The sequence below is a fragment of the Clostridium sp. AM34-11AC genome, from assembly GCF_003435375.1.
Lineage (GTDB): Bacteria > Bacillota > Clostridia > Lachnospirales > Lachnospiraceae > Pilosibacter > Pilosibacter fragilis.
This window is the reverse complement of the sequence record NZ_QWGL01000048.1, coordinates 1-13,093: the sequence shown is the minus strand read 5'-3', so window position 1 is coordinate 13,093 and position 13,093 is coordinate 1. Positions and strand designations below refer to the sequence as shown.

Genomic DNA, 13,093 nt, shown 5'->3' with positions numbered 1-13,093 from the left:
TTAAGTTTATGATGTTGACTTGAAGTGGTGGTTGATAACTTGAAAGGAAGATACATCAATGCGCTTTTGTGACTTTTTTATTTCATACAAAATCGGTCTTAAAGGAATAAAAAATAGTATTCCTTTTACTCAATTACCATTATATCGGAAAATCGCTATCATTCTTATTTTTGTGGTGGCATTATCCGAAATGTTATTGCTGTTTTTTAATCAATCTACTCTATCCATAATTTTACTAATATTAGCGCTACTATTTCTAAGTATTTTTATATTTATTGACTCAAAAAAAGGGAATCTGGAGCATATGCTTCAAAAACACTATGTTCCTTATTCTGTGGAAAGAATCAATATAACTCTTGAAATTTTGCAGAAATATGGTATCGACTATTTCGATGTAGACACCATTGATCTACTAATTGCAGAAGCACAGATAGCTCAATTACACTGTGATTTTTTTCTACAATTAAAAAGCCTCTTCAAATACTAGGTGCACTAATTGTCCCCGTTATTGCTTACGTGGCACAAAAAATTGGTGATGCAGCTACACAAAATACAATGATTATGATGGCTATAAATGTAATTATTATTTCGATAATAATTTTTTCTTTACTTTACGCAATTATTCCTATTATAAAAAATTTATTCTATCGCGATTATAATAAATATAATGATTTAATTTATGATTTACGGCAAATCAAAATTTTCTATGCACATAAAAGGACTTGTTTTCAATGCTCTTCCACAAGTCTTTGAGTAGATAATATGGACTTTACTCCTAATAAAAATCAACTGATTGACTTGATTTGCAATACAACTTTAGAAACAATGGGAACACGATTTTTTGATACCGTGAATTGGGAGAAATCAAGAAGTTTAATAAGTTTCTAAAATAAAGATTGGAGATTTTATTGAAGTGGAGGATATATTGCAAGATCCCTACTACTTAATCATATGAATATGCTTGTAGCTGTTTTCCGGCTGGATAGTATTTTTGCAGGCTCCACTAATAATACTCATAAGAAAACGTCAGCGAATTTTACTGCCAAATATGCTCTATACAAATACCTATATCTTATTAGAGATAAGTTGCTGAAATACCTCGAAAACAAATAGATTCTTAATAAAAGGAGCATCATAATGAGAGTATACTTAGATTATCAAATATGGGATTACATTGATAAAAATGACTGCATAAGGTCATATTTCCAGTTAAAAAAAGAAGAAGGATGGGAATATTTTATCAGTGTTGCTCATTTGGAAGAAATTTACAGGGCTCGAAAAAATGAAACAATTGAGAAAAAGGGACTTACGGATTCTCTCGAAATGACGCTTCGAAGCATGTCCGCAAATGGGGTTATTAAACCAACAATAAATGGAATCAAGTACGTGCCTAAAAGTTATGATCAGACATATCAGGATATTGAACGCTATGATACAACAAATATTATTCTGAAGCGTTCTTTAAATCGAAAACAAATGGATAAAAATGCTTATAATCCTAAAGACTTGTTTAAAGGAGTAATTCATAAAAAAGAAGAAGAATATAAAATAGTATGGGATACGGCGAGAGTAAAGAATGAATTAAATCTATTATCCACTATTTCAAACCAACTTAAAATGGAGGTATCTCAACCTCACAATTCTTTGATAGAAACCTTTAATAATTTGTATGGGGAACGTGCAGCAAAAGAACAAATAAAACGGCTGATAATTAGTTCGGATGTTGAAATAAAACCTGCGATTTATCATAGTATTCAAGATAATTACGGAAAGCTTGAATTTGTTATGGAACAGCTATACTTCGTATTAACAAAATGTGGTTTCAGGAGAGATGGTTCGGATAAGCATTCAAATTCTGGAACCTATGATATACAGCATTCAATAAATGCAACCATGTGCGATATATTTATAACGAATGACAACAAGTTCGCCGATAAATTTATGGCAGTGGCTTATTTCCTTGGAATTCCAATTAAAATTATTAAATGGAAAGATATGGAACCTGAAGTATATAAGTGAAAAATCTAATCGCCCAGCTATGCTAGGTGTTACGTAACCGCCTCAAAGTGAGTACCTGTATTTCTGCCCTATTTTCTGCAATAATAGTCTTACCTTAACAAGCCTGGTGGCGGAACAGGTTCGGCTGCGTCAGTGGGCTGCACAGATACAGGTGCATATAGCCAAGTTTAGCGACCAGCAGGGCCGCATTCCCCGGACAAGCAGGGCCATATTAAACGGACAGTCTGTTAATGACTGACGAAGTAGAGGAAACCTGCTCCGCCAGTCAATTTTGAGATAACTATGAAGTTATGCTCTCTCGATCAAAACCGTAAAGCCTAGACGAGAAAGTATTTATATCCAGACAGAAATGGGGGAATAGATATGTTATTTAGGTACAATATAGAACTACACCTAACCTACAACCGCATGGCCCTATACGACCGGACTCCAGATTCAGAATTCAGGGTAGAACTCGAAAAACCATTTGTTTGGAAAATCAATCAGACAGTTCAGACAAAGGAAGAAAACGGAGAACCAAAGACTTTCTCTGACACTTATAAGATCGAACTCAGCAGCGTCTGGAAGGAAAACATCGAAAAGGACCACATGCCGGAACCATATTTTAGGATGGCGATCGAAAATATCCTCGGAGAGACAAAAGATGCAGCCTGTGAATATCTGTCGGGGACGGTTGAGCGGATCTGTAAGAACCTTACGTTGGAGATCAACCATCACAACTGCAACCGGCACCATTACCAGCCCCGTGTGGAGGCGGACTGGAGTCATGCGGTGTGGAAAAAGCAGGAGTATGAGCCGTATCTGGAATATCTGGAGAATCAGGGGAATGGACGGGAGTTTCATGTGTGGAATCATATGACGGAAGGTTGTTACATGACGAGCTGCCTGAAATTCCGGGAAGGAAAAATCGACTATAAGAACTGGACCATGCCGGAGAATGAGGCATACGAGTTTCTGATGAATGAGTATTATATTGCTCTCGGGCAGGAAGACGCGAAAAGTAAGTTCTTTCATCTATTCTCGATCATCGAATATATTGAACACCGTTATGAACAGTATAACGGGGCAATTCCACTCTATCCGGAGGAAACGCGGAAGGAGATCGGGGATATGCTTCAGGAGCTTCTGGCGAAGCGGGATGATTTTAGTTCTAAGGAGCGGAAACAGCTCTGTGGCCAGGTGTCGGGAGCGCTTGCCAGGGCAGCGAATATCGGACGGGCGGACAAGCTTAAGAATATCCTGCAGTACATGAAAATTGAAAAATTAAAGATCCATGACCATGAGATCGAGGTGGACCGGGCGTTTCTGCAGAAAATGATCGCTCTTCGGAATAAGACTTTCCACGGGGAGGGAAAGGACCTGCAGGAGTATATTCAGGCAGGTCCTGAGATGCTGTATCTGTGCGAGATGATTCTTGAAGCGGTGCGGAAAGGCATGTGATGGACGCGTATCACCAGTTTACGACCTGATCGATCACTTCCCACTGTTCTCTACTGCTTCTCCTCAGATAGATCCTTGTGGTCTCGATATTTTCATGTCCAAGGAGATCGGCGAGGAGAGCGAGATCGTTAAAGCGTTCCAGAAAGCTTTTTGCGAAGCGGTGGCGGAAGGAGTGGGGATAGACGACGTTGGGGTCGATCCCGTAGAGGAGCGCAAATTTCTTAAGCTGGCTCGCGATGCCACGGCAGGTGATCCGGTCGCCGTAGCGGTTTGTGAAGAGGAAGCCGCTGGTCCGCTGCTCAGTGTTGATCCAGTCCAGCGCTTCTTGCTGGAGAGGCTTTGGGATATAGATGCGGCGGAGTTTGCCGCCTTTCGAGTAGATATCGATGTAGCCGCATCGGACATGTTCAACTTTAAACTGGACGAATTCATGGATCCTGGCGCCGGTGGAGGCGAGAAAGTGGACGACGAAATACCAGTAGAGATACCCATCGCGTTTCAAGGAGTTTAAGAGGTAGAGGTAGTCGGCTTCGCTGATCACATTTTCGAGAAATGGTTTCTGCTGTTTCTTGATAAAAGGCAGCTTCCAGTGGTCTTTCCCACAGAATTCCAGGTAGCAGTTGATGCCACGGATCCGCAGGCTGACGGTCTGGGGACGGTAGGTCTCCAGAAGATAGAGCTTATACTGTTCCAGATTCCTCTGGGTGAGCCGGGGATAGAGGGAAAAGAAGAGTTTGCGGCTGTAGTTGTAGGACTTGATGGTGTTTGGGGAGAGCTTTCGCTGGGTGAGATATGTTTCAAATAAGTGTTCCATGGGACCTCCGTTCTACCGTGCGATGCGGTATCATTTGTAATTGAAAAGTAACTGTAAAGATGCTGAACAGTTACGTTGGGATTACAAAAATTATAAGTAGGATCCAGAAAAATCACAATGGAGGCGGTGGCAGGAGAATTTGCGGCAATTCTCCGGGAATTCTCCGGAAACGGCGGTATCAGCCAGGATCATACTTGTATGGCTTTCTTGATTGTGTTATAATCAAACCAACTGTCTTTTCGACAGGATATGAGATTTGAGAAAGACGAAGGAATTTACATATGTGTGGAATCGTTGGATTTACAGGACATAGACAGGCAGCTCCGGTACTGCTTGACGGACTTGCAAAGCTGGAATACCGTGGATATGACTCTGCGGGAATCGCGGTCCGGGACGGAGAGAAGGATGTGGAGATTGTGAAGGCGAAAGGTCGCCTGCGTGTTCTTGCGGAAAAGACGAATGATGGAACCGCAATGCACGGAACATGCGGAATCGGGCATACCCGCTGGGCGACACACGGGGAACCGAGTGAGCTGAACGCGCATCCGCATTGCAGTGATGATCGGAATGTAGTTGGTGTCCATAATGGAATTATCGAGAATTATCAGGAACTCCGGGAAAAGCTGCAGCACAAGGGATATAACTTCTATTCTGATACGGATACAGAGGTTGCAATCAAGCTGATCGATTATTACTATAAGAAGTATGAGCATACGCCGGTGGACGCGATTAACCATGCAATGGTGCGGATCCGCGGTTCTTACGCACTGGCTATCATGTTCAGGGACTATCCGGAAGAGATCTATGCGGCGAGAAAGGACAGCCCGATGATCATCGGTGTTGCGGACGGCGAATCGTTTGTCGCGTCGGACGTTCCGGCGATCTTAAAATACACAAGAAATGTTTATTATATTGGAAATATGGAACTCTGCCGTCTGCAGAAGGGAAATGTAACGTTCTACAATCTGGACGGCGATGAGATCGAGAAAGATCTGGTGGAGATCCAGTGGGATGCGGAAGCTGCGGAGAAAGCGGGCTTTGAGCATTTTATGATGAAGGAGATCCATGAGCAGCCGAAAGCGGTCCGTGATACAGTAAATTCGGTTGTCCGGGATGGTAAGATCGATCTTGGCGGAGTAGGAATCACGGAGGAAGAGATCCAGAAGCTGCAGCAGATCTATATCGTTGCCTGTGGCTCCGCGTACCATGTTGGTGTTGCGGCCCAGTATGTGATCGAGGAGCTGGCGCAGATCCCGGTTCGCGTGGAGCTTGCGTCGGAGTTCCGTTACCGGAGAATGCTGTTTGCGCCGAATTCTCTTGTGATCATCGTAAGCCAGTCTGGAGAGACGGCGGATAGTCTTGCGGCGCTCCGGGAGGCGAAGGCCCATGGGGTTAAGACGTTAGCGATCGTCAATGTAGTCGGATCCACGATCGCCCGGGAAGCGGACCATGTTTTCTACACGCTTGCGGGACCGGAGATCGCAGTTGCGACGACGAAGGCGTACAGCACACAGCTGATCGCGTCCTATATTTTATCCATTGAATTTGCTCGCGTCCGTGGAATGATCGATGAGGACAGGGCAGCGGAGCTGATCGCGGAGCTTCAGACGATCCCGGATAAGATCGAGAAGCTTCTCGAGGACAAGGAGCGGATCCAGTGGTTCGCGGCGAAGCAGATGAACGCACAGAATATGTTCTTTATCGGCCGCGGAATCGACTATGCGGTGAGTCTGGAAGGCAGTCTTAAGATGAAGGAGATCAGCTATATCCACTCTGAGGCCTATGCGGCCGGGGAGCTGAAGCATGGAACGATCAGCCTGATCGAGCCGGGAACGTTGGTGATCGGAGTTTTGACGCAGCAGGATCTCTATGAGAAGACTGTCAGCAACATGGTCGAGTGCAAGAGCCGCGGGGCGTATCTGATGGCACTCACGACCTATGGAAATTACAGCATCGAGGACTGTGCGGAGTTTGTGATCTATATCCCGAAGACGGATCCGCTGTTTGCGGCGAGTCTTGCGGTGATCCCGCTGCAGCTTATGGGATATTATGTATCTGTCGCAAAGGGACTTGATGTGGATAAGCCGAGAAATCTGGCGAAGAGTGTGACGGTGGAATAATTTTTGCGTGGGATTTTACATGTTGGGAAATAAAGATGAAGGAGAGTAACATGGAAAACAATTCAAATGAAGTTGTAGAGATCGACCTGAAGGACCTGATGTTTGCGGTCCTTCATAAGTGGAGACCGGTGCTTGCAGTCGCTGTTATTATGGCAGTTCTGCTTGGTGGTGCGAAGGGCACGATGACTTACAGGAAGCAGAATGACCCGGAGACGGCGAAGGAAGCGAGAGTAACTTACCAGAATGATCTGGAGCTCTATGAGAAGAATAAGTCCACGTATGAGCGTGAGATGGAAAATCTCCGAACAGATATTGCGAATCAGCAGGAATATCTGGATCATTCGATCTGGATCAACATGAGTCCGTACGATGTATGCGAGGCGAGAGCGGATCTGTTCGTTTCCACAGGATATCAGATCATGCCGGGAATGGAGTATCAGAATCGTGATAATACAGATACGATCCTTCAGGCATATCAGTCTCTTTTAACCAGCAGCGCAGTTCTTGAGGATGTTGCGAAGCAGGTAAAGACGGAGCCGAGATATCTGGAAGAACTTGTGGAAGTGACGATCGGGGCAAATCAGGATGGCCAGTTAAACCGTATGCTTACGATTGATGTAAAGCATACGACAAAAGAAGATGCCGAGGAAGTTCTTGGCGCGTTTCTGGCACATGTAGACGATATGCATGACCGGATCGCCACAAGTATTGGGGAACATACAGTTTCTATCGTAAATGAGAGTGTCAGCGCGCTGGTGAACCTTGATCTTGCAGAACTTCAGCGCCAGCAGACCGAGAAGCTGACAACGCTGAATGACAGTTTACAGACAAAGCAGACTGAATATGATGAACTTGAGGAGCCGAAGGAAGTCGATTCTTCCAAGCGTGCGGCGTTAAAGAGCGCGATTAAATATGGAATTCTCGGTGGAATTCTTGGTGGATTCCTTATTGTGTTTGGAATCTGTGTTGCGTTTGTGATGAGTGATAAGCTGTATTCTGCGAAGGAACTCCGATCCCGCTATAAGGTAAAAGTTCTCGGAAGACTTTCCAAGGGCGGAAAGAAAGCTGGAGCGATCGACGCATGGCTGAATCGTCTTGAGGGACGCGCATGCAACGTGAACGCTGAGACGGAGTATGGTCTGATCGCGGCGAATATTAAGAACTATGCGGATGGAATGAAGACCATTCTTGTTACCGGTGATGTGGATCCTGAGGTCCTCAGAGGGGCTGTGGAGGCACTGGAGAAAGAGCTTAGTGGAATCCGCGTGATCTCTGGAAACTGCATGCTGGAGGACGCTGAGACCGTTAAGAAGCTGCCGGAGTGCGATGGAGTTGTGTTTGTTGAGCAGTGCGGTATGTCTAAGTATAGTGCGCTGGAGCTGGAGATCGAGAGAGTGAAGGATCTTGGGAAGAGCGTTGTGGGGTGTGTGGTGTTGGAGTAGAGAACACTAATGTCCGTACGGGAACACTGGAACCAAGAGGTTGATTGTAGGTTGTAGTAGTTTTAGTTTATAGGTGAATATTGAATGAGAGAAAAAGGGAGCGATCGCTTGGGATTTTCTATGGTTGTGGAGAGTTCGGAGAGGTGGCTTCCTTTTTGTTATTTAAATTGTAAACGCTCCATAGCGTTTACGTAATGGAACGGGATTCTGACGAATTATAATGGTATAGTGGTTCAGCTTGACTACACAGCGATATTGACGTATGCTGAATGTGGAAGACAATACCATGGTTGATATCAAAGAGTGGAAACAATAAATGGAACCTATAAAATGGTTTCGGAACTTTTGAAGGAGGAATTGGCATGAGTGGCGTAGCAACTCTTAGCAATGAGAAAAACTATACCGTGTTCCAGTTCGGAAACCATGTGATCCGGTTCATTGCTCCGTATTCGTTGGAACGATATACAGCAGTGAAAGAGTGGGACAATGGATATCTTGTTGTTATGGCAAAGTATAAGCACAACGAGAAACCGGAAGAAGAATATATTGATTTAGTTCCGATTCTCCAGAATTTGTATTTCGATGTCGATAAGTTCTTAAATCCAATCAAAAGCGTGGAGGTGGCAAATGGTTGATGTGAAGCAGGTTGCAGATGCGGCAGATATGATTGTAAATGGTTATGCGTTTACCCGTTGCGCTGAGGGATTCCGTGTTTTGAATTTGAATCGTCCTGATCGGGCCGTAGTGTTTTCAAGTGATGGTAAGGTTTTGGAGACCAGCATGGATGATATTGAGGTTCGGATCGCGAGAGACTATCCATTTTAAACCTGGAAAGTCTTAGTTTATATATGGAGAGGATAAAATATATAATAAGTGGAAAGGCGGACCAACATGCAGGAATACTCAAGAATTCTAATCGAAAGATATTGCATGGAACATAATTCAGCAAAAAGCCGCAGGCTGCAAAAGTTAGTTGAAATGTCATATGATTTAAGTGCTGTGGGAACGGATTCAGATGCAATTTTTCTTGAAAAAGTAATAGAACAGGAAAAGGATTCAGAGCTAAAGGAAGCATTTGAAGATTTGGATGATTATTTGTTTAACTGGTAAAAAGCGTTAAAATCATAAGGGTGCATTCAAAAGAAAGTGTAGATAATTCTATGAGCAGCGGTATGGGCAATGAAACAAAAAAGTTAGGGACTGAGATTGATGTTCTTAAGAAACGAATTGAATACCTGGAGACGATTACACCAAAACACGCCAACTATTTCTATTCATTCTTCAAGGGCAGAACTGATGTCTATAGCAAGAGATCAGGAAAGCCGAATCCCAAAACCGGAAAGACAGGATATTACACACAATGTTGGAACTATTGGAAAAATGGTTTATGCCTAAAACGCGAGGGAAAGCAGATAAAATGTGGTAACTGTGAAAATCAGAAATATAAGAGTTTGACAGGAAATGACTTATTGATGCATTTACGTGGAGATAGGGAAGACTGCTCAGACATTTTTCCTGCTATCATTCGTCAGACCTTTGATGTCGCGATTTACGATATCTGCAGCAAGAAGAGAAGTAAAACGGAGCCAGTTTGTTTTTGCGGAATTAAGGAAACGGTAGAACGTGTTCTTGGAAAACGCTTCCTCAAAAGAGCCGGTCTGTTGCTGCATATACATACTTCTTCCGACAAAAATGTTACTGAGTTTGTAACTAAGCAGAGAAACCGGCGAAACACCTTTTTCTTTCATGCCATTACATCTGGCAAGAAGTTTACCGACATGGTGTTTAGAAAAAAATCTCTGAACGCAGTCAATTAGGGCTTTTTCATCAGAATGGTTTTGTGGTATACTGGACATGGCATAAATCTCCTTTGTAAAGATGGTTTCTAGTCAATTCCATTATACCAAACGGAACAGGTTTATGCCTTTTTTATTGGCTGAAATATTGAATTTTCAAGGTTCAACACACCATATCGGTGTGGGAAGTTTTAGTAATAATATATAAGCGCGAAAAAATCTAATGGGAAGAACTGGAAACTGAAGATAATATTACCATGGAGTCATTACAGAAAGATGAAAACACAATATATACCAGAATATTAGGTTGACAAACCCGTATGTAGGTGTATAACTTAAATAAGACACAATATACAGACAAAATATCAACTAAATCAAAATATCTTGTATCATAAATCTTAATCCCCCCAAATAAAGGAGCCCAACTCATGATCCTCATCTACGCCTACATAAACAAATTCAAAAACTACACAACCCAGGAAGTCATCTTCGACCACCGCTGGCGTGTCAATTTCTCAAACAACAAACTGTCGATCCAATACCGCGGTCAGTCATCCGCGTCTGCGGTCATCCGTGGAGACAGGAAACCTGACAACCTGCATATTCTTGTTGGAAAAACAGGGTCTGGAAAGACGAATCTGCTTCAGATGATCGGGGCGAAGCATGATGTGCGGTATCATAGGAAGTGGGAAGGAGAGGATGACTCGTATTTTCTTCTTTATAGTATCAGCGATACGGAATTTTTCCTTGAGATATGTGACATGGAGATCATGCAGTTTCCGAAGCCTGTGGAGAGGGATGATTCGACGATTCCGGAGCCGATCAGGGAGAATGCGAGGCGTGCGGGGACGCTGCGGACGGTTCGTTTTGCGCTGGAAAAAGCGTTGAATCCGGGCGAGACAGCGGTCAGATTTTGCGCGGTAAAAGAGTATGGATACGAAAGAAATCTTTCGGAATTAAAGGTCCGCGACATGGCGCTGATCATGAACTGTTATGATGTTCATGCGTTTATACGGCCGCCGTATCCGGATGATAAGGAGGATTTTACGGATTTCAGGAGTGACTGGATCGGCAGGGCGGCTTTCCCTTATCAGAGGACATCGCTCTGGCAAATCTGCGGCTATATCCGGGAATATCTTACGAGTCTGGAACCAGGGAGCGGGAAACGTCAGGTTTCGTTTGTGCTGTCGACGCATAATTTTGCGGATCAGTATCCGTTAAAGCTTTCTAAGGCAGTGGAGAAGGAATACTGGACGTTTTATGACAGACTACAGGATGAGAAACGCGCAATTTATGATGCGGAGGCCAGGGAACGTGTACGGAAGAGGAAAAAGAAGAAAACGCTGACGAACAAGCAGATGTTCATTCATGATCTGTGGACGGATTACACGAAGTATCTGCGGAAATGGGTCGAGAAGATCCGGAACTTTAATGCGGAAGAGGAGCCGGCGGAGGACCTGGATGCTTACCAGGAGTTTATGGACTATTATATAGGGAAAACGCGCAGGGAGAGCATCGATCCGACTGTGCTGCCGGATGGAGAAAAAATGTCCATTGTCAGGAGATGTACCTGGCTGGCGGAGTATATAGACAGAGCCGGGGATGGGGATCCGCATGGGCTGTTATGGCAGATCATGGGGGATATTAAGGACATTGTCGGTTTTCTCGAGAAGCTGGATGAGCGGTATTTCACGGTGGACACATGCTCCATACCGGTGGTCGATATGGAGAGACCGGAGTATCGGGAAGTGTTTGATGAGCTCTTTGAACGCATGGAGCAGTATCGTCCGGATGATGCAGGTATTTTTACAGAGTGTCTTCTTCCATACGAGTTTACAAGACTCAGCACCGGGGAATACCAGTATGCCAAGGTTCTTGGTGGGCTGGAGGACTATTTGAAGCTTTCGTCTTCCGGCAGGGCTAACAGAAGGCTGGACAAGATCATACTGATGGACGAGCCGGAGGCGTATATGCATCCGGAATTGGCACGGCAGTTTATCGCCCGTATGTTGAAAATTGTTGAGAAATATCAGGGATCTTCTACGATCCAGATCATACTCAGCACGCATTCGCCATTTATGCTTTCCGATGTCCTGCCGGAAGAGATCACCAGGCTGACGATCGACCGGGAGACAGGAAATGCGTTGGTAAAGAACGGGTCAGATAAGGAATATTTTGGTGCAAATATTCACACGATTCTGGCGGATGGATTTTTCCTTGATTACACCATCGGGGAGTATTCCAGAAGCTTTCTGCAGAATGCTTTTTCGCGGCTGGAGATGTACGCGGATCATGGTGACGCTGATGAGTCGTTTTTGATGTCGATGGAACAGTTGATCCCGCACATCGGAGACCGGATGATCCGCAGGGCATTTGAACTTCAGATGGAGAAGGTGAGAAAGCATGATTAAAATACCCGAGAAAGAGGGGCGGCTTTCCGCAGCTAAGGCCGCTCATATTGAAGCAGTTATAGCATTTGTGAAAAGGAAGACGGAGGGATACAGGAGAGACCTGTTTGCAAATATCAGCCGTGTCATGACTGTTTCAGGGACCTTTGAGGACATGAGTGCCAGGGATGACTGGAGCTGGCTTTCTGATTTTATCCTGGCAGATGTGAAGACTTTGAAGCAGATGATCGGCAGGCCGGAGCTGCTGCAGTTTAATGAGTTTAAGAGAATGTATTCCGATTATTTCAGTGCCGGAAGTGATAAATATGTGGATGCGTCAACGAAATATAATGCGTACACGTTTATTGAGAACCTTGGTGTCACGATCTGTCCCTACTGTGACGAGGAGTATCTGGATGTTGTTGAGAATGGAAATGGAGGAAAACTGAGGACACTGGAGATCGACCATTTCTTTCCGAAGGGAAAATATCCGGCGCTCGCAATGTGCTTCTATAATCTTGTTCCCAGCGGGCAGAACTGCAATGGAATGAAGCGGGAAGAGCTCCTGGGAATGAATCCCTATGAAGAGGGAATCGAAGGCTGTACATGGCTCTACCCGGATCTGCCTGTGGGAGTCAACATGGAAAAGGTCCCGGCTGCTGACTGCACGATCCACTTTCATCCGAAGGCGGGAATGGAGAAGAATGTGAAGGCGCTTCATCTGGAAGAACGCTATGAGCGGCATAAAGCCACAGCGCATAAATATCTTCTTTTGCGGCAGCAGTATGACGATGCAAAGGTGGAAGAGATGGTAAAAATGGGAATGTTCCCAACGAAGGATTTTGCGTATAGGGTGCTGTATGGAGAGCCGCTGGATGAGGAGGCGGAAGAGGGGATTTTGAGAAAGTTGAGGAGGGATATTGCAGGTAGAGGGTGAGAAGAGGATGCCCGGCTGCGTGTTTGAGGGGTAAACGGTACAACGCACGTCCTTCGGTAGAATTTAAAATAAGGATAAAATATATAATAAATGAAAAGCCCTGTGTGTTAGGATAGTTGTCAGTGAAAGATAATTACA

12 protein-coding genes are annotated in these 13,093 nt (G+C 44.4%); 11 read left to right on the top strand and 1 reads right to left on the bottom strand.

Annotated elements, in window-relative coordinates:
• Positions 1–58 precede the first annotated feature (58 nt).
• From DW826_RS18475 to DW826_RS16555, 3 genes are all read left to right on the top strand, one after another.
• Entirely contained in the window at positions 59–487 is a 429-nt protein-coding gene (locus DW826_RS18475) for a hypothetical protein (protein ID WP_207659897.1), read from the top strand.
• Positions 488–1,137: 650 nt separating this feature from the next.
• Entirely contained in the window at positions 1,138–2,019 is an 882-nt protein-coding gene (locus tag DW826_RS16560) for a hypothetical protein (protein WP_117553259.1), read from the top strand.
• Positions 2,020–2,382: 363 nt separating this feature from the next.
• Positions 2,383–3,459: a hypothetical protein gene (locus DW826_RS16555; protein ID WP_147327171.1), complete on the top strand. Its 1,077-nt coding sequence runs from the start codon at positions 2,383–2,385 to the stop codon at positions 3,457–3,459.
• 10 nt (positions 3,460–3,469) lie between these two features.
• Here the strand turns inward: DW826_RS16555 and DW826_RS16550 are convergent, their stop codons facing one another.
• Complete coding sequence (locus tag DW826_RS16550; RefSeq protein WP_117553257.1) at positions 3,470–4,273, bottom strand: tyrosine-type recombinase/integrase; 804 nt, start codon at positions 4,271–4,273, stop codon at positions 3,470–3,472.
• Positions 4,274–4,554: 281 nt separating this feature from the next.
• Between DW826_RS16550 and glmS the strand changes: the two genes are divergently transcribed.
• The 8 genes from glmS (at position 4,555) to DW826_RS16510 (ending at position 12,955) form a co-directional block, all read left to right on the top strand.
• Complete coding sequence (gene glmS / locus DW826_RS16545) at positions 4,555–6,393, top strand: glutamine--fructose-6-phosphate transaminase (isomerizing) (protein WP_117553256.1); 1,839 nt, start codon at positions 4,555–4,557, stop codon at positions 6,391–6,393.
• A 50-nt stretch (positions 6,394–6,443) separates the two neighbouring features.
• A complete protein-coding gene (locus DW826_RS16540; RefSeq protein WP_117553255.1) occupies positions 6,444–7,835 on the top strand; it encodes a chain-length determining protein in 1,392 nt (463 codons plus the stop codon).
• A 362-nt stretch (positions 7,836–8,197) separates the two neighbouring features.
• Positions 8,198–8,470: a hypothetical protein gene (locus DW826_RS16535; protein ID WP_015552319.1), complete on the top strand. Its 273-nt coding sequence runs from the start codon at positions 8,198–8,200 to the stop codon at positions 8,468–8,470.
• The gene (locus tag DW826_RS16530) at positions 8,463–8,660 is read left to right on the top strand and encodes a hypothetical protein (protein ID WP_117553254.1); all 198 of its coding nucleotides are present in this window, start codon (positions 8,463–8,465) and stop codon (positions 8,658–8,660) included. Before DW826_RS16535 ends, DW826_RS16530 begins: the two co-directional genes overlap by 8 nt.
• A 66-nt stretch (positions 8,661–8,726) precedes the next feature.
• Positions 8,727–8,945, top strand: a complete 219-nt coding sequence (locus DW826_RS16525; protein ID WP_117553253.1) for a hypothetical protein — start codon at positions 8,727–8,729, stop codon at positions 8,943–8,945.
• Between the two features lie 62 nt (positions 8,946–9,007).
• Complete coding sequence (locus DW826_RS18380; RefSeq protein ID WP_181968103.1) at positions 9,008–9,652, top strand: hypothetical protein; 645 nt, start codon at positions 9,008–9,010, stop codon at positions 9,650–9,652.
• Positions 9,653–10,059: 407 nt separating this feature from the next.
• Positions 10,060–12,042 (top strand): AAA family ATPase, encoded by a 1,983-nt coding sequence (locus DW826_RS16515; RefSeq protein ID WP_117553252.1) that lies wholly within the window; start codon positions 10,060–10,062, stop codon positions 12,040–12,042.
• The gene (locus tag DW826_RS16510; protein WP_117553251.1) at positions 12,035–12,955 is read left to right on the top strand and encodes a hypothetical protein; all 921 of its coding nucleotides are present in this window, start codon (positions 12,035–12,037) and stop codon (positions 12,953–12,955) included. The genes DW826_RS16515 and DW826_RS16510 overlap by 8 nt, the downstream gene beginning before the upstream one ends.
• The last annotated feature ends 138 nt before the right edge of the window (positions 12,956–13,093 follow it).

Coding starts and splice junctions, on each gene's coding strand:
- DW826_RS16530 (WP_117553254.1), top strand. CDS start 8,463: ATGGTTGATGTGAAGCAGGTTGCAGATGCGGCAGATATGATTGTAAAT.
- DW826_RS16515 (WP_117553252.1), top strand. CDS start 10,060: ATGATCCTCATCTACGCCTACATAAACAAATTCAAAAACTACACAACC.
- DW826_RS16550 (WP_117553257.1), bottom strand. CDS start 4,273: ATGGAACACTTATTTGAAACATATCTCACCCAGCGAAAGCTCTCCCCA.
- DW826_RS16510 (WP_117553251.1), top strand. CDS start 12,035: ATGATTAAAATACCCGAGAAAGAGGGGCGGCTTTCCGCAGCTAAGGCC.
- DW826_RS16560 (WP_117553259.1), top strand. CDS start 1,138: ATGAGAGTATACTTAGATTATCAAATATGGGATTACATTGATAAAAAT.
- DW826_RS18475 (WP_207659897.1), top strand. CDS start 59: ATGCGCTTTTGTGACTTTTTTATTTCATACAAAATCGGTCTTAAAGGA.
- glmS (WP_117553256.1), top strand. CDS start 4,555: ATGTGTGGAATCGTTGGATTTACAGGACATAGACAGGCAGCTCCGGTA.
- DW826_RS16535 (WP_015552319.1), top strand. CDS start 8,198: ATGAGTGGCGTAGCAACTCTTAGCAATGAGAAAAACTATACCGTGTTC.
- DW826_RS16555 (WP_147327171.1), top strand. CDS start 2,383: ATGTTATTTAGGTACAATATAGAACTACACCTAACCTACAACCGCATG.
- DW826_RS16540 (WP_117553255.1), top strand. CDS start 6,444: ATGGAAAACAATTCAAATGAAGTTGTAGAGATCGACCTGAAGGACCTG.
- DW826_RS18380 (WP_181968103.1), top strand. CDS start 9,008: ATGGGCAATGAAACAAAAAAGTTAGGGACTGAGATTGATGTTCTTAAG.
- DW826_RS16525 (WP_117553253.1), top strand. CDS start 8,727: ATGCAGGAATACTCAAGAATTCTAATCGAAAGATATTGCATGGAACAT.